This window comes from Paraburkholderia azotifigens, assembly GCF_007995085.1.
Taxonomy (GTDB): Bacteria; Pseudomonadota; Gammaproteobacteria; order Burkholderiales; family Burkholderiaceae; genus Paraburkholderia; species Paraburkholderia azotifigens.
Map to the genome: position 1 here is coordinate 1,227,281 of NZ_VOQS01000003.1, position 17,778 is coordinate 1,245,058.

A 17,778-nucleotide genomic window follows, 5' to 3' on the forward strand; every position below is an offset into this window, starting at 1 on the left:
GATAGCCGCATGAAGATGCGTACAGCCGCGCTGGCATTGGCCGCCGCGAGTCTTGCAACGGGGTGTGCAACGGGCACCGACCGGAAACCCGGCGACCCGCTCGAGCCGATGAACCGCGCGATTTTCAGTTTCAATGACGCGCTCGATCGCACGGTCGCCGTGCCGATTGCGAAGGGTTATCAAAAGGTCACGCCGCAGCCGCTGCGTCAGGCCATCAGCAACTTCTTCTCGAACCTCGGCGACCTCGATAACTTCGCGAACAGCCTGCTCCAGTTGCACATCAAGGACGCAACGGAAAGCCTGATGCGTTTCGCAATGAACTCGACCTTCGGTATCGGCGGCCTGCTCGACTTCGCGACGCCCGCCGGTCTGCCGAAGCACAAGCAGGACTTTGGTCTGACGCTCGGCCGCTGGGGCGTGCCGTCGGGTCCGTATCTGGTGTTGCCGCTGTTCGGTCCAAGCTCGTTCCGCGACGGTCTCGGCTATCTGGTCGACTTCCGCGCCAATCCGATCACGTATCTGGGCGCAGAAATCAAGTATCCGCTGTACTTCGTGCAGTTCGTCAGTGTGCGTTCGGATCTGCTCGGCGCGACGACGCTGCTTGAACAGGCTGCGCTCGACAAATACTCTTTCGTGCGCGACGCCTATACGCAGCAGCGCCGCTCGCTACTGCGCGGCGCGAACGCGCCGGCTTCGGCGTTGCCGGACTATGGCGACGACGACACGGGCGCGGAAGCGCCTGCGGGCGCATCGGGCACGGCGCCTTCTACTGTGCCGGGCGCCGCACCGCTCGGTTTGCCGAACCAAGCCGAGCCGGCGGAAGGCGCGTCGGGCGCAGGCGGGACGGGGGGCGCAGGCGGCAAGAAGCGCGCGCCGACCAACGACGAAAGCGTGCCGAACTACGAAGATCCGGGCGAAGGTTCGGCGCCGTCGCCTGCGTCCACGAGCACGCCTGCGACGGGCACGGCACCGGCTCAGAACACGACGCCCGCGCCCACGCCCGACAAGCCGGCTTCGCAGTAAGCCTTGCTTCGGCGCAAGCGCAAATGAAAAGCCCGGCTGGTCGTAAGACCAGCCGGGCTTTTTCTTAGCCGCCTTATCGTGCGCGTTAATGCGCTTTAATGCGCTGCGTCCGCTTCCTGATCGACGTCTTCCGCGGCTTCGGAAGCCAGCACGGCGCCCGGCTGCTGCATCGCGCGCAGCTTCTCGCTGTAGCGCTCGAACGCCTCATCCGCGTAACGGATCTTCGAGCGGCCGTGCGGCGCCGGATTGCCGTTCTCGTCGAGATTCACGAACACCATTTTTTCGACGGTGAGAATGCTCTTGCGTGTGATCTTGTTGCGGACTTCGGCACGAAGCGTGATCGACGTCGTGCCGAAATGCGTCGCCTTCATGCCGAGTTCGATGATGTCGCCCTGACGCGCCGAACTGACGAAGTTGATCTCCGACATGAACTTGGTCACGACGCGCTGGTTGTCGAGCTGGCAGATCGCGTAGATCGCGGCTTCTTCATCGATCCAGCGCAGCAGACTGCCGCCGAACAGCGTGCCGTTGGGGTTGAGATCTTCGGGCTTGACCCATTTGCGTGTGTGGAAATTCATTGCGGTCCCTCTTCGGAAATAGCGTGGCCGCGCTCGAAGGTGCGACCTAGGGTTAACACCTAGCACTATATCGGAGATAAGGGTTTTCACTAGGCCTTCAAGACCAACACACTATTTCGCTTTCCGCGCATCTCGTGCGCAGGAGCGTCAGAGTCAGAGCGACCGAAGCGCGCCCGCGCGTTCCAGCAACTGACGCGCCGCGACCAGGGTTGCGCGGGCCGCGCGCGCATCGGCTGCGACCTGGAGCAAACCGCCCAGTTGGGAAGGCTGGCGCGCCAGTTCGCGCAGGATGGGAACGATTGCCGTGGTACCGTCGTCGCGCAGACCGGCCGTCGCGGCGGACGGCAAGGTGCGCCACGCCGGATCGACGATCGCGCGGCACACGACGAACGGCAGCCTGTTCGCGCTGGCGATGGCGCCTGCAAGGTGAGACTCCATGTCGACAGCGAGCGCACCTGTGGATGCGTGCAGCGCTGCCTTGTCGGCGGCACCGACGAGCGGTGCGGCAACGCCCGCAATCGGCCCGCGCCGCAGCTTCGACGCCAGCGGCGTGCCGTCGAGCACAGTAGCAATGCGGGCCGCCCAATGCAGATCCGTCTCGACGACACCGAGCGGGCTGTGCACGCTGCTCGCGACGATCAGCGTGCCGGGCGCGAGATCGGGCGCAAGCCCGCCCGCCGTACCGAAGCTGACGATGCCCGCGCAGCCGCGCGCGACGGCTTCGTTCAAAGCGCGTTCGAGCAGATCTGCGCGCGCCGCGTAGACCGCTTCGACGCCCTTGCCGCGCGCGATGCGCGCTTCGAACGCCATGCCCGTCACGGCGATGACCGGCAGGTTCGCGTTCATGAGATCGGGCCGCGCCGTCATCACATGCCGACGGTGACGCGCTTCTGGCCCGCACGCGTCAGATTGCGGTAGCGCGCGAGCGCCCACAGCGGGAAGAACTTGCGATAGCCGTGGTAGCGCAGATAGAACACGCGCGGGAAGCCCGTCGCCGAAAAGCGCTCTTCGTCCCACAGGCCGTGGTCGCGCTGCTCGCTTTGCAAGTACTCGACGCCGCGCGCGACGGCGGGATGATCGACATAGCCCGCCGCCATCAGGCCGAGCAGCGCCCACGCCGTTTGCGACGGAATGCTCGGCGCCTTTTCGTAACCGCGATAGTCGAGCTTGTAGCTGGTGCCGTCTTCGCCCCAGCCGCCGTCCGCGTTCTGGATCGACACGAGCCACTGCGCGGCGCGCTTGATGCGCGCGTCTTCGAGAGAGATGCCCGCCGCGTTCAGCGCGCACAGCGCCGTCCACGTGCCGTAGATGTAGTTCATGCCCCAGCGGCCGTACCAGCTGCCGTCGTCTTCCTGCTCTTTCAGCAAGTAGTTATATGCGCGGCGCGCAGGTTCGCTGGTCGCGGGCATTTCGCCGAGTTGCGCGAGCATCGACAGACAGCGGCCCGACACGTCGGCCGTCGGCGGATCGAGCAGCGCACCGTGGTCGGAGAAGGGGATGTTGTTCAGGTAATACTGGGTGTTTTCGGGCTCGAACGCGCCCCAGCCGCCGTCGCTGCTCTGCATGCCGACCACCCATTCGCGGGCGCGCGCAATCGCGTTGGCATCGACATTCGACTTCGTCAGCGCCGCCGAGCGGTGCATCGCCAGCGCGACCACAGCCGTATCGTCGACGTCGGGGTAATGCGCGTTGTTGTACTGGAATGCCCAGCCTCCCGGACGCACGTCGGGACGGCGCGAGGTCCAGTCGCCGCGCACGTCGAGAATCTGCAGCGGACGCAGCCATGCGAGACCGCCCTCGGCGGCTTGCTCGGCGCGCGGATCGCCCGTTTCGAGCAGCGCATGCGCCGCGAGCGACGTGTCCCACACAGGCGACAGGCACGGCTGGCAATACGCTTCGTCTTCGTGGATGACGAGCAGTTTTTCGATCGATTCACGGGCGATCGCGCGGTTCGGGTGATCGGCGGGATAGCCGAGCACGTCGTACATCATCACCGAGTTCGCCATTGCCGGGAAAATCGCGCCGAGGCCGTCCACGCCGTTCAGGCGTTCGTCGACGAAATCGACGGCCGCCTTGATCGCGCGCTCGCGCGACGCCTTCGGGAACAGGCCGTCCGTGACGCGCAGCACGCCGTCGACGGCGCGGAAGAACGCGAACCAGCTCTTGCTCTGATGGCCCGAACGCGGCAGCAGGCCTGTCGTCACAGGCGCGCCGCGGAACAGTTCGTCGATGCGCACGCCGCGCGGATTGCGCGCGACTGGACGCTTCGCGTTCAGCACGAGCAGCGGCACGATCACGGTGCGCGCCCAGTACGACACCTTCGACAGATGGAACGGGAACCACTTGGGCAGCAGCATGATTTCGACGGGCATCATCGGCACCGCGTACCACGTGACGACGCCGAACAGCGCGAGCAGGATCCGCGTGAACACGTTCGCTGCTTCCGCGCCGCCGTTCGCGAGGATGCACTCGCGCGCGCGGACCATGTGCTCGGCGTCTTCCGCGTCGCCGACCATCTTCAGCGCGAAGTACGCCTTGACGCTCGCGCTGACGTCCATCGCGCCGTCTGTGAAGAGCGGCCAGCCGCCGTTGGGCAACTGGATGCGGCGCAGATAGCGCGCGATCTTCTGTTCGAGTTCGACGTTCGGCGTTTCGCCCAGGTAATGCACGAGCAGCACGTATTCGGCGGGAATCGTCGCGTCGGCTTCGAGTTCGTAGACCCAGTGGCCGTCGTCCTTTTGCGCAGCGAGGATCGCGTCCGTGGCGCGCGTGACGGCGGCGTCGAGCGCGTCGACGGGTGCTGCGCCCGTCGCCAGCGCGGCGGCAACGGGAGCATGATCGTCGATCAGCGTTTGAGGCAGTGCTTCGCCCAGCGTCTGGGTCATGGATAAGTCGTTCATCGGCGTTCCATCGGTTCGTTCAATAGCGTATCGGCGGCCTTCTGGCCGGACCGTATCGCCCCTTCGATGCCCGGCGGCAGACCGGTTGCCGTCCAGTCGCCTGCGAGCATCAGGTTGTTCCAGCGAGTGCGCGTGGCCGGGCGGCGCATCTCGTCGTCGGGCTGCGCGGCGAACGTGGCGCGCGGCTCGACATTCAGCTGCCACTTCAGCGGCAGATCGGCCGACAGCCCCGTCACCTGCGCGACGTCGGCCCACAGCTTGCGCGCGAGATCGTCGCGCGGCATGTCGGTGAGCCTCGCCGTCTGGCTTGCCGCATCGTAGACCGTCACCGACAGGTGTCCGTCGGACGCCACCAGCCAGTTCGCGGTCGCGTTGACGAGGCCCATCAACGGCGGATGGCCAAGCGGCGGCTCGACGGCAAAATGTGCCGTGACAATCGCCGAAAAACCGCGCGGCGCCTGCACGCCCGGCACGAGCGATTGCGTCATATCGGGCGTCACGGCCAGCACGACAGCTTCGCTCGCGCCGATTTCGATGCGCTCCTCGCCGTTCAGCCGCAATGCGGAAACCCGGCGGCCGTCTTCCCCATCGGCGAACTCGAATGCATCGAGCCGTGCGCCGAGCCGGATCGCCGCGCCGCCATGCTGCAGCAGCCGCAGTGCGGGATCGACGAAGGCCGAGCCCAGGCCGTTACGCGCGACGAGCGGACGGCTGGCCGGTCCACCTGACGCGAACGTGTCGCGCAACGCGGCGCCCGCGAGTTCAGCCGTCGCGCGGCGCGGATCGATGTTCGTCATGGCCAGCAGCAGCGGCCGCAGCATGCGGTCCCACAGCGGGCCGTTGCTGCGCATGGTCTGCGCGACGGTGCGGCCGGGCTTGGCCAGCAGCAGCGGAACGACGGACAGGTAATCGGTCCATTGCGTGTCCGGCACCCGCGCGCGCGCATCGAAAATCCATGCAGGGAAACGTCCCTGCGACATCCGCACGGTCCAGCGCTGGTTCGTCGCGAGATCGGCGAACGGGTATTCGGGCTGCGTCGGCCCGACGAGATCGTCGGCGGAACCGATCGCGCGCACGTAGTTCAGCGTGGCCTGCTGGCCGGACAGCACCAGATGGTTGCCGCTGTCGATGGTCGCCCCCAGCGTGCGGTCGTAATACGTGCGGCAGCGGCCGCCTGCCTGCTCGGCCGCCTCGTACAGCACGACCTGCGCGCCGCGCCGCTGCAATTGCACGGCGGCGGCAAGACCGGCCAGCCCTGCGCCGATCACGTGAACCAGCTTTCGCATCAAAAGAGAGCGTACCGCGCGACGATGGCCAGCATTCGCAACTTCGGCTTGCTGACCTTCGTGCGCGGAATGTCGAAGCCGCGTTCCAGCGTGCGATCGAGCAGCACGCGGTAGACGCCCGACATGATGCGCGGCGCTTTCACCTGCGCACGCGGCTGCGCGTCCATGATCGCGTCGGCGGCGGCGAAATGCTGCTTCGCGCGCTCCGCGAGGGTTGCGCAGACGCGCGGCAGCGACGGATCGTCGGCGATCGTCAGCGGATTCGACGTCGCGATGCCTTCCCGCGCGAGCAACTCGTACGGCAGATAGCAGCGGTTGATTTCCGCATCTTCGTCGATATCGCGCAGGATGTTCGTCAGTTGCAGCGCGCGGCCCAGATGGTGCGACAGCTCGATGCCGGGCTGCTCCTGCATCCCGAAAATTCTCACCGATAGCCGGCCAGCCGCGCTCGCGACGCGATCGCAATACAGATCGAGCGTGGCTTCGTCTGGCGCGCAAATGTCGGCGGCGGCGTCCATCGCCATGCCATCGATCATCGCGTGGAAATCTTCGCGCTGCAGATGGAACGTGTGGATGTGCCGGGTCAGCTCGAGCAGCGACGCGCGCGGCGAGCCGGCGTAGCACGCGTCGATGTCCGCCCGCCAGCGTTCGAGGCCCGCATCGCGCTCCGCGCGCGGCAGGTCGCTGTCGGCGATATCGTCGACGGCGCGGCAGAACGCGTAGACCTGATACATCGCATCGCGCTGCGCAGGCGGCAAGATGCGCATCGCGAGATAAAACGAGCTGCCCGAACTTGCGGCGGCTGCGTCAGTTTGTGTGTCGTCCACGACGAGATTGGAAACGGCCAAGACGATCTCCGCTGAGACACCCACCACGGGGCGATCAAGAAGTCATGCCTACCCGCAGGCAAGCCGCCCGCGCGCGCGGACACGCGCGAAACACCGGCCGGAAGACCGGAAAACGGGCAAAAGTATACCAACCTTTCATAGCGGACGCAGAAACGGCAGCCGTCCGTGCAAGGCGCGGCGCGCGTCGGCCCGGATGGTGGATACCTTTTTCGGCATGTCCGGGCGTGGCGCGCAGAAGCGAAGCGACCTCGCCCGGAAATCGCCTTCAAATCGAGTCGATTATCTGACGCTGCCATTCGATTATCTCAAATTAAGACTTGTCTGAGATATTGAAAAGCGGGTCGCGATTATATTCATGGTCGGAGTCGATGAAGCAATACCGCAACTTGAGCGGCCCGGCGCGCCGGTCAGCGCAGGGACGGCGCCGCTCATCGACACAACTCGAATCGCTTCGTTAAATCCATTTTCATTGGCATCAATACCAATGAATAAAATCCGCATTCAGATACTCACCGAATCACATAAATCAATTCAATTAAAGGAAAAATCATGAAACTGCATATTTATCTGGCAGCCCCGCTTCTGGCCGCTTTCACTCTCTCAGCGCCCGCGTTTGCCACGCAAAACGACGAATCCGCGATTCGCCAGCTCGAAGAAAACTGGGTGCAGGCGAGCATGCATCACGACACGGACACGCTGAAAATGCTGCTCGACGACTCGTACCGCGAGATCACGCCGTCCGGCAAGACGCGTTCGAAGAGCGATGTGCTGAGCGCGCCGCCCGCGCCCGCCGGGTCGACGCAAACGCTGCAGGACGTGCAGGTGCGCGTCGACGGCGATCAGGCCGTCGCATTCGGTGAGAATCGCTTCATGGCCCCGAACGGCGAGGCCGCCGTGTTCGCCTTCAAGGACGACTTCGTCCGGCGCGACGGTCAATGGCACGTCGTCGGCTCATGGATGACGAAGAAGTAAATCGCAAGCGTTGGACGCGGCTTGCCGTACGGCAGCGCGTCCAACGTCAAAACATCCTCAGAGTAACCTCAGATAAACGCAACCGACCGGTTGCGCCCTTGCCGCTTCGCGCTATACAGCGCGGCGTCCGCCTCGTTGATGAGCGCTTCGTAAGCCGGCACCCCGGCACGCGCCGCCGCACCGCCGACACTCGCCGTCACGGGCACATCAACGCCCTGCACGTCGACGGGCAGATCGCCGATCGTATTGCGGATTTTCTCCGCGACCAGCATCGCGTCTTCCAGCGGCGTGCACGGCAGCAGCAACGCGAATTCCTCGCCGCCGAAACGCCCGAACGTATCCTGCGCGCGCACGACATGCGCGACGCGCTGCGCCATCTCCCGAAGCACGGTATCGCCGACCACGTGGCCGAACTGGTCGTTGATCTTCTTGAAGTGATCGAGATCGAACAGCAGGATCGACAGCTCGCCGCCATAGCGCTGCCAGCGCGTGTATTCGTCGCGCAGACGCGCTTCGAAGTAGCGGCGGTTCGCGATGCCCGTCAGCCCGTCGCGGTCCGCATATTCCTGCAGTTTCGCGACGGCTTCCTCGCGCTCGCGCTGCATGATGCTCACATGCGTCACGTCGGACACCGTCACGCACACGGCTTCTACTTCGCGATCGCGCATGATCGGCATGAACGTGCAGTCCTGCTGCATGAAATCGACGCCGCCCGTGATCGGCCGGTCGTGATCGAACTTGAACAGATACGGGCGCTGCTCCCACGAACTGAACGCGAAGCTGCCCAGCTGGAACACGCTTTCGAGCTTGCGCGTGAGCCATACGCGCGGCAGTTCCGGGAAGCTCGCGAAAATCGACTTGCCGACCACCTGCTGCGCGGACAGACCGCTGTGATCGTGCATGAAGCGATTCCACATCAGCACGTTCATCTGACGGTCGAGAACGAAAATACCAAAGCCGACCCGTTCGACAACCAGGTCGCTCAGCGTAGGAAGCGGGGCATTCATATACTGGAAAGCAGCGCGTCCAGCGCGTTGCTCAGATGACGGATCGAGTCTTCCGCCATCAGCATCACGAGGTGGGCGCGGAAACTCTGATCCTCTAACGCAAAATTCACTTCGACCAGCAACGCAACTTCCCACGCAAGGACGTTCGGCTGGAACACGTCGTCGAGCGACATCGCCGAGCCGAGCAGGCCCGGCGGCGAGAACACGGGCGTGCGTCCGAGCTGGTCGAGAATGCACGACACGCAGGCGCCCGTCAGGATGTTGGCGACGTCGAACACGAGTTCTTCCTGCGTGGTCGCTTCATACGCGGACTTCGCGTACGGGTCGCTCACCAGCGAACACAGCTGTTCGATGCTGCCGCTACGGCAGATCACCAGCGCCTCGCCCTTGATATCCGAGCGGAAGCCCTGTCGCACCGCGCTGACGGGCTCGTTGATGCCCGTCATCTCGCGCAGCGCCGACGCCGCTTCGCGCACGGCCACCACGCGCACGCGGGGCACCGACAGTTCGATGAACGCATCCAGCAGCAGAGCGAGGCGCGTCGCGGCCTGGCCCATCGCCAGATTGGCGACTTCCTGCAGCGCGTCGCGCTGATCTTCGTTGAGGACTGGCTCAGACATACAACCCGTACTCCTTGAGGATGGGAAGCACCGCCTCGGTGGTCACGGGCTTCGGGATGAATGCCAGTGCGCCAAGCGCGCGCACGCGTTCCCTTGCCATCGGCTGGACATCGGCGGACACGACGATCACGAATGTGTTCAGGTCCTCGTGCTGCAGGGCCTCCAGAACCTGATAGCCCGTCATGTCGGGCATCGTCAGATCGAGAAACATCACCGACGCGCGCCCCTTGCGATAATGCTCGAGCGCTTCGCGGCCGTTGGACGCGTAGGTAATGTCGACGTCCCAATCCTGCGGCAACGCCTTCGTGAGCACCTTGCGGGCAAGCAGCGAGTCATCGGCGATCACAATGGGCAAAGACATGGCGGCAGACTGGAAACGGAGTGGGCTCTTGCGTGTTAACGGCGGCGCCTGGGCGAACTTTAGTGCCCGCTCGCACTTTTACGCGCCGGAGCCGTCCGAACACAGGCAAACTCGCCGGCCGGATCGACGGGCACGGGCGACGCTGCCGGCACGTGGCGCGCCGGACGGCGCGCGTGGCACGCAGCGGCAGCCTGCGCGCAATGGACAACGGCAATGACCGTCATGTTCGAAGCCTACCCCGTAGATAGTGCTGCGGCGGCAAGACGGCGTTCATGGCTCCGTGGTGCCCCGCTGGTCTCCGCGAGGCCGGTCTTGCATCGCGTGCAATTCCCGGTCCCTCGCGCGGAATTCGCCCGATCATGGCGGGCTGATTATTTATCGTGGCGCAATTTTCGAAGCAAATTGGCGGAAAGGCAACTCGTCAGAAAGCGTTCGACGAACGAATTTAACTCGTTTTCGTCATATTCGAGTCGAAACGCAAGCATTCGTCAGAAGAATGATCGTACTTATACTTTTGTGTACGTTTGCGCTTCCGGATTCGTCGCTGATTCGCGAACTCGTATGACCAAAGCGCCGAACCCGCGCCAGCGCGGGCGCCGCGCCTTCTTTGTTGCATTGCGTGCGAGTAAACCCGCGCGCTGAACCTATGATAAGAACTCGTACCTTTTTTACCGGCCGCGAGAGCGGCTTTCGCCATGACAGCTGACCGGACCGATTCCGTCGACGCGAACGCTCCCGATGAGCGCGCCGCCGACGCGCGGCCCGACGAAGCGCTCTTTCCTGCCGTTCCCGAACAGAATTTCGCCGTTCGCCGCATGACGCTGATCGCGCTGCTGGTCGCGGCCGTCGTGGTGCCGTGCGTGTTCGTCGCGGCGATGGCGTTCAGCGATCTGCGCACGCGCGAATCCGACGCCACCGATGTGACGCTGCGCACCGTGCGCGTCGCGGAAGAGCACGCGCTGAAAGTGTTCGACATGAACGAGGCGCTCGACGCGCGCGTGGTCGACCTCGTGCAAGGACTCGACGATAACGGCATCCGCGAGCGCGAAGACGCGATCCACGAAAAGCTGCAGACGATGGGCGGCGGCTATCCGCAAGTCGCGGCCGTCTCGATCTTCGGGCACGACGGCGCCTTGCTCGCCAGCAGTCGCTTCTATCCGGCGCCCAGCGTGTCGATCGAGCAGCGCGAAGATTTCGTCGGCATTCGCGACGGCCAGGTGCTCGAGCATGTATCGAAAGTGATGGTCGGGCATGTCGCGGGCGAGATCGTATTCAACACGGGCGTCGCGCGGCGCAACGATGACGGTTCGTTTGCCGGCATGGTGTCGGTGGCGCTGCGGCCCAGCTACTTCGCAGCGTTCTATCGCGAGCTGCTGGGCGGCACAGTCTCGCCGATGACGATGGCGCTCACGCGCTCCGACGCCGCCGTGCTCGCGCGCTTTCCCGTCGGTCCGCCGTCGAAGGCCGAAGAGCCCGTGCGCCACAACGCGTACACCGACGCACTCGCGGAAGGCCGCCGCGCGGGCGTCGTGCGGGTGCGCTCGACGATCGACGGCGAACGCCTGATCGTCGCGTTCCGCCGCGTCGGCTCGTATCCCGCGTATGTCAGCGTCGGCTATCGCACGTCGGCGATCTGGGCGGCGTGGTATCGCCATCTGAGCGTACTGATCCTGTCGACGTTCGTGCCGTCGATCGTGCTGTGGTGTGTGATCTGGCTGTCACTCAAGCGCCTCGGCGCGGAAGAGGAAGCGTGGGAGCGCTGGCAGGCGGAAGCGTCGATGCGGCGCTCGATCGAATCCGCTTACCGGCAATCGCGCAAGATGGAAGCGCTCGGCAATCTCGTCGGCAGCGCCGCGCACGACTTCAACAACCTGCTGATGATCGTCTCCGCCAACGTGCAGATCGTGCGGCGGCGCGGCGCGGCGGCGTTCGATCGCGAGTTGTCCGCCGTCGAGCGCGCGCTGAAAAGCGGGCAATCGCTCACGCGGCAACTGCTCGGCGTGGCGCGCAAGCAGCCGCTGCGCAACGAAACGCTCGATGTCGAACGCTGGCTGCCCGGCTGCCGCGATCTGCTGCGTGCTTCGCTCGGCGCGAAGGTCGCGCTGGTGATGGATGTCGGGACGGGCCTGTGGCCGATGCAGGTCGATGTCGCGGAACTGGAACTGGCGCTCATCAACGTCGCCGTCAACGCCCGCGACGCAATGCCGAACGGCGGCCGCTACACGGTGCGCGCGAGCAACGTGAGCTTCAGACACGAAGACGGCTTCCCCATCACGGGCGACTTCGTGCAGCTTTCGCTCGAAGACACGGGCGTCGGGATGCCGCCCGAAGTGCTGTCGCGCGCGTTCGAGCCGCTCTTCACGACCAAGCCGAAAGGCATGGGCACGGGTCTCGGGCTGCCGCAGGTATTCGCCTTCTGCGAGCGCTCGGGCGGACTGGCCGCGATCGACAGCGCGATCGGCGCGGGCACGTCGGTGCGGCTTTATCTGCCGCGCGCGACGCAAGCGCCGGAAGCCGAGCGGCCCGCCGAACCCGTCGCCGAAGAAGCGGACGCGCCGCATGGTTTGCGCATCCTGCTCGTCGAGGACAACGACGAGGTCGCGGCGGGCACGGAAGCGCTGCTGCAGATGATGGGTCACGAAGTCACCTGCGTGTTCAACGCGGACGCTGCGATGGATCGCTTCGACGCCGCACACGCGCGGCTGAAGGACACCGGCGAGCCTGTGCCGTTCGACCTCGTGATTTCCGACATCCATATGCCGGGCAAGCTGAATGGCATCGATCTGGCGGAGCGCGTGCAGTCGTTCGAAACGAAGCTGCCCGTGATTCTCGTCACGGGTTATGCGGAAGAACTGGAGCGCGCGCGTCACGTCGATGCACGCGTGTTGTCGAAACCGTTCGATATCGCGCTGCTCGACAAATTCCTGCAGACCCTACAGCGCGATCTCGCGCATCCGCCGACACATCCAGCCGGCTGAACGCCGCTGCCGGGGATTACCGGCCATTTGTAAAAGCGCGCCATGCGTTGGCCGCGCTTGCCGGCCCGACGGCTCCGACGCCGTCGCGGGCTCCCGTTTCCGGGACTTTCCCGCCAGCCAACGCATCTGCAACCCGGCATGAACGTTGCAGCTTTCTCCGCATCGAGAATGCAGCGCCGCGCCGCCGCATTCGTTCAGAAAGCCACGGAGACAGACATGCGACACACCGTGATTGGTCTTTTCGACACTTACGCGCAAGCCGAGAGCGCCCGCAACCTGCTCGTGCAGACCGGCTTTGCATCCAGCGACATCGAGTTGCAGGCAAACCCCGAAACGCCCGCCGACGCCGCCGCCGCGCATTCTCCCGGCGTCATCGCGAATATCGAACGATTTCTCTCGAGCCTGTTCACGACGTCCGGTCCGACTGCGCCCGAAGCCGAACGCTACACGGAAGCCGTGCGGCGTGGCGCAGTGCTCGTGGCCGTCAACGCGGCAAGCGAGTCGCATGCAGAACTCGCGCGCAATTCGCTGACGAGGTTGGGCGCGCTCGAAGTGAGCGAGCGCGCGCCGGACGTCGAGACTCGCTCGGCGGAGGAGCGGCGCGAACACTCCGTGCTGGATGAACTTGGTTTCGGCGCGCCCGCCGCGACATCGATGGCGACGCAGCCGTCGAGCGACGCGCTGCTTGCCGAAGAAGAGGCCCGCAAGCGCGCGCGCATGGATACGCTGCACGGCGTGCCGCCCGTCGACGAGACCTCCGCGGAAGCGCTTGCCGCTGCGAGCGCACCGGGCGCCGGCGCGGTGATGCGGCCGGACGTGCCGCCTGCATCCACTCCACGCGCCGACGACTTAAACCGGCCGGCGTCGGCGTCGCCTGACTACGGCGTACCGACGGGCACCAACCGACCCGCGGCGGCTCAGGCGGACACACCGGCGTCAGCTGCGATCGCATCGGCGGGTATCGCCGGTTCAGGCGCAGTGATGACGCCCGACACAGCCGCGCCCGGACAAGCGATGCCGCAGCAGGTGCCAGACGAGTTCCTCGAATACGAAGAGGATTTCCGCGGTCACTACGATTCGGAGTACGCGCACGAAGGGCTGCGCTATGACGAGTACGTGCCGGCGTACCACTACGGCGCGACGATGGCTCGCGAGATTCGCTATCAGGACAGGTCGTGGGACGAGGTCGAGCCCGAAGTACAGCTGGACTGGGAACGCGATCGCGCGGCGGGTGTGGGCAGCTGGGAGCGGTTCAAGGCTGCCGTGCGGCATGGATGGGATCGGGTGACGGGGCATCCGGATCATCGGCCGTAGTGCCGGCAGTGATGCGGCGCCCGATGTCGGGCGCCGCTCGCCTGATTGAGTCCGGCGCTTAGCCGACGTGTCGCTTCACCCAGTCCACATAACGGTCGACGAACTTCTGCAGGAACTTGCGCGTGTCGTCATTCGCGATGTTGCCGCTCTCGTCGATCTGGCCAGCCGTATGCTTGATGAACATCTCGGGCTGGCTCAGGGTCGCGACGTCGAGATAGGCCAACACGTTGCGCAGATGCTGCTGTGCGAGCGCGGTGCCCGTTGCGCCCGGCGACGTGCCGATCACGGCGCCCGGCTTGCCGCCCCAGACACTGTGACCCCAAGGGCGCGAACCCCAATCGAGCGCGTTTTTCAACACGCCGGGCATCGAGCGGTTGTATTCGGGGGTCACGAACAGCAACCCGTTCGCGGCCTGGATTTTCTGCTTAAAGATGCGCGCGACTTCTGGGAAGTCGTCGTCGTAATCCTGGCTGTAGAGCGGGAGAGAACCGATATCGAGAAACTCGAACGAAAAATCCGAAGGTGCGAGTGAAATCAACGCCTTTGCCAATTGGCGGTTGGTCGAGTCGCGGCGCAGGCTGCCGACGACGACTGCAATGTGATAGGCCATGTCTTCCTTCATCGGTTGGCGCGATAGCGCAAAAGGGGGTGCGACCTGTGGATCATAACGGTCGACGTCGTATCCCGCCGCGCAGGTCTGCGCCCCGGATATGAAGTTTTTCTGACGGCCTGTGGATAATCCGAGAGACATACAAGTTATCCACAGATTTTCTGGATAACCCTGTGGATAGGTCGAATCTTTGCCTTATCAATCAAGCGCATCGTCGGGCTGTCGCCCGATGCAACAAACGGCGCACGACATCGCTTGCCGATACAGCTTTTCGTTGAACTTGTGGACAAGCGATTTTTCGAACGGTTGAGAGTCACTTGGTTGTTGTTGAGGACCTGAGAACTGGGGGGAAGAATAGATCATGAGCTTGGATCACTCTGGCAAATCGCATGACGAAGCGTTTGCTGTGAAAAAGCAGCGGAAGCTGCGCTCGCTGGAACAGCCGGGCGGTGAGATGGCCGTCGAAGGCACGCAAGCGGACGAAACCCATAGCTGCGGCGAACTTTCCGAACGCGGCAAACAGGTGTGGCGCAGGGGCAGTGGGCTCGATGGCGGCGGCAAAACCTGAGTGCGTGGTTCTGCGCGCAAGATCATGAAAAAAGGGCGCTCGTGGCGCCCTTTTTTGTCTGGCTAGCCTGGATCGCTATCTCAGTTGCCGAAGAACACGTTGCAGTACGAGGCGGGGCCTTCGCACTTCTGGTTCGTGTCGGCGTTGGCAACCCCGGTCGCAGCAGCCAGCAGTGCGACAGATGCAACGAGGGCGGAAAGAAGGCGTTTCATGGATGACTCCTGATTCTCTGCGTTGATGCGCTCGCGTGTTGCGACCGTTGAAGCGGAGGATATCGATGGAGTGTTCAGCCAGAAATAGCCGCTTTGCCAAGATATTTTTTCATCGATTGAAATAATCGGGAAACTCGAATTTTTGATCCGGTCCGAGCCCTTATCGCGTGTGCATTCGCACGAGGCTCGATGCGAGCTATTTCATATCTTGCAATTCCCGCAACAATCTCTTGTGGATTGCGATGCTTTGTTGCCGCGCCTTGAGCGGTTAGCGCTCAGTCGGCGGCGTATCGCGATAGCGCGCGAGATAGCCGCCATGTGCAACTTCGTCCACGCCGACACGATGCCTTTCAGACGACGCCGGATGCTTTCCTAGCATCGCAGCAGGGCGAATCGGACGATGTCGAAAATTTCCGCCGCAGTTAGGACATACGTTCTGCAGCGTAGTGAGCGCGCAGCTCTCACAAAACGTGCATTCGAAACTGCAAATCATTGCGTCATCCGCGTTCGGCGGCAGTGCCTTGCCGCACCCTTCGCACGACGGTCTGAGTTCGAGCATTTCGGGTCTCCTGGATCGATACGATTGTTGGGAGTGTAGGGAGAGCGAGAAGGGTGAAAAGGTCAGCGCGGCGTCAATTCCTGCCAAGGCCACAAAGTCGGATTGAACTTCGATGCAGATGATTTGCTTATGCAAATTTATCGGTTCGTGCCCGTTAGCGACCGGCTTATCGTTGAGCGCAATCGGTCCATGTTGCGTCCGTTTTCGCTATATCGCATCCGCCCATGCCTCAACATCCCACACTTACACGTCGATCCTTCCTGGCCGGAGTCGGCGCACTCCTGGCCACGACCGCACTTCCTTCTCTCGCGGATAGCCGTGCAAAGGAAATCCGCATCGGCTATCAAAAGGCCGCGAGCACGCTCGTGTTATTGAAGGCGCACGGAACGCTTGAAAAGCGCTTTGCGCCGCAGGGTGTCACGGTGAAATGGACGGAATTCCCGGCCGGTCCGCAGTTGCTCGAAGGATTGAATGTAGGTTCGATCGACTTCGGCTATGTCGGCGAGGCGCCACCCGTCATCGCGCAAGCCGCCGGTGCGAATTTCGTCTACACCGCGTATGAGATTCCAACGCCGCAAGCCGAAGGCATTCTTGTCCATCGCGATGCTCCCATTCAATCCGTCGCGGATCTGAAGGGAAAACGCGTGGCGTTCAACAAGGGCTCGGACGTGCACTGGTTTCTGGTAGCCGCTTTGCAAAAAGCCGGCGTGAAATACAGCGACATCCAACCCGTATTTTTGCCGCCCGCCGATGCACGCGCAGCATTCGAACGCGGTGCAATCGATGCGTGGGCCATTTGGGATCCGTTCCTTGAAGCAGCCAAGCGGCAATCGAATGCGAGACTCTTGACCGATGGCGCGGGCATCGTCAATCACCACCAGTTCTTTCTTAGCGCGCGCTCCTTCGCGCAGCAGAACGGTGAGCTGGTCGATGCCGTCGTTAGCGAAGTCGGGAAGGAAGGTGCCTGGGTTCGCGAACACTACGCTGAGGCGGCGGCTCAGCTCGCGCCGATTCAGGGCCTCGACGCGAGTGTGATCGAAGCAGGCCTGCGACACTATGCGCACGTCTACAAACCGGTCGACGCTGGCGTGCTGGCCGAGCAGCAGAAAATCGCCGACACGTTCACTGAACTGCGCATCATCCCGACAAAGATCGTGACGAAGGAAGCCGTACTCGGCGCGAAGGCTTGAGTGTCCGTATGAATGTGCGCGCGGGATAGTGATTCGTCATCGCGCGCATCGTTCTAGCTCGCCGGATCGGTGAACAGCGCTTTTACATTCGCCGGCGGTCGACCAATCACGGCCCGCCCATCGCGTACGACGATCGGACGTTGAAGCAGGATCGGATTCGCGGCGATCGCTTCGTATAACTGACCGTCGCTCAACGACGAGTCGGCAAGCCCCAGTTCCTGATAGATCGTTTCCGTGTCACGGATCATTTCGCGCACGGAGCAACCCAGCATCCGGTTCAGCTCCTTGAGTTGGGCCACCGACAGCGGCGTACGAAGGTACTCGATAACCTCGACAGGTTCGTTCGACGGGTTGTAGACATCGCTGATGAGTTCGCATGCACCGCGGGACTTCGAGCAGCGCGGGTTGTGATAGATGGTGATCATGGCCGGTACGCGGATGTGAGAGTGTGGATCGGATTTTAGCGGCTGCGTAAGGGCGGTGCTGCGGTTGTGAGTCTGGCTTGCGATTCACGCGGTGATGATGCGGCCGTCGTTTGCTGCGTCGGGTGCTTAAGGGCATCGAGGTGCTCTGTCCATCGCTCCTGCTCTTTGGTACCGTTCGTATGGCCAGGTTTATGCGCATAAAGGCGGACATCACGCGAGGGGCATGTGTGTGACGTCACGTCTGCACGGGAGGCCGCGCCTGAGGACTTTATGCGCACAAACCCACTCTACATCACACGCGAGCGGCTACAAGCCGTCGTGTCTTCA

The 17,778-nt window shown here is 63.6% G+C and carries 19 protein-coding genes; 7 read left to right on the top strand and 12 right to left on the bottom strand.

Annotation, left to right across the window (positions count from 1 at the left end; translation table 11 throughout):
- The first annotated feature begins 9 nt into the window (after positions 1–9).
- Positions 10–1,023 (top strand): MlaA family lipoprotein, encoded by a 1,014-nt coding sequence (locus FRZ40_RS22775; RefSeq protein WP_147235670.1) that lies wholly within the window; start codon positions 10–12, stop codon positions 1,021–1,023.
- 95 nt (positions 1,024–1,118) lie between these two features.
- On the opposite strand, the gene FRZ40_RS22780 is transcribed toward FRZ40_RS22775, so the two are convergent.
- The 5 genes from FRZ40_RS22780 to hpnD all read right to left on the bottom strand — a co-directional run bounded on the left by FRZ40_RS22780 (position 1,119) and on the right by hpnD (position 6,635).
- Positions 1,119–1,601 (bottom strand): acyl-CoA thioesterase, encoded by a 483-nt coding sequence (locus tag FRZ40_RS22780; RefSeq protein WP_028366785.1) that lies wholly within the window; start codon positions 1,599–1,601, stop codon positions 1,119–1,121.
- A 153-nt stretch (positions 1,602–1,754) separates the two neighbouring features.
- Positions 1,755–2,468 carry a phosphorylase gene (locus tag FRZ40_RS22785; protein ID WP_051446374.1) on the bottom strand — a complete coding sequence of 238 codons (714 nt, stop codon included), beginning with the start codon at positions 2,466–2,468 and terminating at the stop codon, positions 1,755–1,757.
- Positions 2,468–4,501, bottom strand: coding sequence for a squalene--hopene cyclase (gene shc, locus FRZ40_RS22790; protein WP_147235671.1), 2,034 nt, complete (start codon positions 4,499–4,501; stop codon positions 2,468–2,470). Before shc ends, FRZ40_RS22785 begins: the two co-directional genes overlap by 1 nt.
- Complete coding sequence (hpnE, locus tag FRZ40_RS22795; protein WP_028366788.1) at positions 4,498–5,787, bottom strand: hydroxysqualene dehydroxylase HpnE; 1,290 nt, start codon at positions 5,785–5,787, stop codon at positions 4,498–4,500. Before hpnE ends, shc begins: the two co-directional genes overlap by 4 nt.
- Positions 5,787–6,635: a presqualene diphosphate synthase HpnD gene (hpnD, locus tag FRZ40_RS22800; RefSeq protein ID WP_028366789.1), complete on the bottom strand. Its 849-nt coding sequence runs from the start codon at positions 6,633–6,635 to the stop codon at positions 5,787–5,789. The genes hpnE and hpnD overlap by 1 nt, the downstream gene beginning before the upstream one ends.
- A gap of 355 nt (positions 6,636–6,990) precedes the next feature.
- Here hpnD and FRZ40_RS22805 point away from each other — a divergent pair, with 355 nt between their 5' ends.
- Both FRZ40_RS22805 and FRZ40_RS22810 read left to right on the top strand, forming a co-directional pair.
- Positions 6,991–7,188, top strand: a complete 198-nt coding sequence (locus tag FRZ40_RS22805) for a hypothetical protein (RefSeq protein WP_147235672.1) — start codon at positions 6,991–6,993, stop codon at positions 7,186–7,188.
- The gene (locus FRZ40_RS22810; RefSeq protein WP_028366790.1) at positions 7,185–7,607 is read left to right on the top strand and encodes a nuclear transport factor 2 family protein; all 423 of its coding nucleotides are present in this window, start codon (positions 7,185–7,187) and stop codon (positions 7,605–7,607) included. Before FRZ40_RS22805 ends, FRZ40_RS22810 begins: the two co-directional genes overlap by 4 nt.
- 68 nt (positions 7,608–7,675) lie before the next feature.
- Here the strand turns inward: FRZ40_RS22810 and FRZ40_RS22815 are convergent, their stop codons facing one another.
- Genes FRZ40_RS22815 through FRZ40_RS22825 form a run of 3 tightly spaced genes read right to left on the bottom strand, consistent with a single transcriptional unit; the run spans position 7,676 to position 9,595 of the window.
- Positions 7,676–8,614, bottom strand: coding sequence for a GGDEF domain-containing protein (locus tag FRZ40_RS22815; protein WP_028366791.1), 939 nt, complete (start codon positions 8,612–8,614; stop codon positions 7,676–7,678).
- The gene (locus tag FRZ40_RS22820) at positions 8,611–9,234 is read right to left on the bottom strand and encodes a chemotaxis protein CheC (protein WP_028366792.1); all 624 of its coding nucleotides are present in this window, start codon (positions 9,232–9,234) and stop codon (positions 8,611–8,613) included. The genes FRZ40_RS22815 and FRZ40_RS22820 overlap by 4 nt, the downstream gene beginning before the upstream one ends.
- Positions 9,227–9,595, bottom strand: coding sequence for a response regulator (locus tag FRZ40_RS22825; RefSeq protein WP_028366793.1), 369 nt, complete (start codon positions 9,593–9,595; stop codon positions 9,227–9,229). Before FRZ40_RS22825 ends, FRZ40_RS22820 begins: the two co-directional genes overlap by 8 nt.
- Before the next feature lie 695 nt (positions 9,596–10,290).
- Here FRZ40_RS22825 and FRZ40_RS22830 point away from each other — a divergent pair.
- Both FRZ40_RS22830 and FRZ40_RS22835 read left to right on the top strand, forming a co-directional pair.
- Positions 10,291–12,573, top strand: a complete 2,283-nt coding sequence (locus FRZ40_RS22830; protein WP_147235673.1) for a hybrid sensor histidine kinase/response regulator — start codon at positions 10,291–10,293, stop codon at positions 12,571–12,573.
- A gap of 216 nt (positions 12,574–12,789) precedes the next feature.
- Positions 12,790–13,887 carry a hypothetical protein gene (locus FRZ40_RS22835; RefSeq protein ID WP_147235674.1) on the top strand — a complete coding sequence of 366 codons (1,098 nt, stop codon included), beginning with the start codon at positions 12,790–12,792 and terminating at the stop codon, positions 13,885–13,887.
- Between the two features lie 58 nt (positions 13,888–13,945).
- Here the strand turns inward: FRZ40_RS22835 and FRZ40_RS22840 are convergent, their stop codons facing one another.
- Positions 13,946–14,497 (bottom strand): NADPH-dependent FMN reductase, encoded by a 552-nt coding sequence (locus FRZ40_RS22840; protein ID WP_147235675.1) that lies wholly within the window; start codon positions 14,495–14,497, stop codon positions 13,946–13,948.
- Positions 14,498–14,858: 361 nt separating this feature from the next.
- Between FRZ40_RS22840 and FRZ40_RS22845 the strand changes: the two genes are divergently transcribed.
- Positions 14,859–15,065, top strand: a complete 207-nt coding sequence (locus tag FRZ40_RS22845; protein ID WP_147235676.1) for a hypothetical protein — start codon at positions 14,859–14,861, stop codon at positions 15,063–15,065.
- An 80-nt stretch (positions 15,066–15,145) separates the two neighbouring features.
- On the opposite strand, the gene FRZ40_RS45780 is transcribed toward FRZ40_RS22845, so the two are convergent.
- Together FRZ40_RS45780 and FRZ40_RS22850 are read right to left on the bottom strand one after the other, a co-directional pair.
- Complete coding sequence (locus tag FRZ40_RS45780; protein WP_269323364.1) at positions 15,146–15,277, bottom strand: hypothetical protein; 132 nt, start codon at positions 15,275–15,277, stop codon at positions 15,146–15,148.
- 268 nt (positions 15,278–15,545) lie between these two features.
- Positions 15,546–15,836, bottom strand: a complete 291-nt coding sequence (locus FRZ40_RS22850) for a DUF1272 domain-containing protein (protein ID WP_028366798.1) — start codon at positions 15,834–15,836, stop codon at positions 15,546–15,548.
- A gap of 224 nt (positions 15,837–16,060) precedes the next feature.
- On the opposite strand from FRZ40_RS22850, the gene FRZ40_RS22855 reads away from it, so the two are divergent.
- The gene (locus FRZ40_RS22855; RefSeq protein ID WP_147235677.1) at positions 16,061–17,026 is read left to right on the top strand and encodes a sulfonate ABC transporter substrate-binding protein; all 966 of its coding nucleotides are present in this window, start codon (positions 16,061–16,063) and stop codon (positions 17,024–17,026) included.
- A 53-nt stretch (positions 17,027–17,079) separates the two neighbouring features.
- Here the strand turns inward: FRZ40_RS22855 and arsC are convergent, their stop codons facing one another.
- Positions 17,080–17,451: an arsenate reductase (glutaredoxin) gene (gene arsC / locus FRZ40_RS22860; RefSeq protein WP_028366800.1), complete on the bottom strand. Its 372-nt coding sequence runs from the start codon at positions 17,449–17,451 to the stop codon at positions 17,080–17,082.
- Positions 17,452–17,778: the final 327 nt, after the last annotated feature.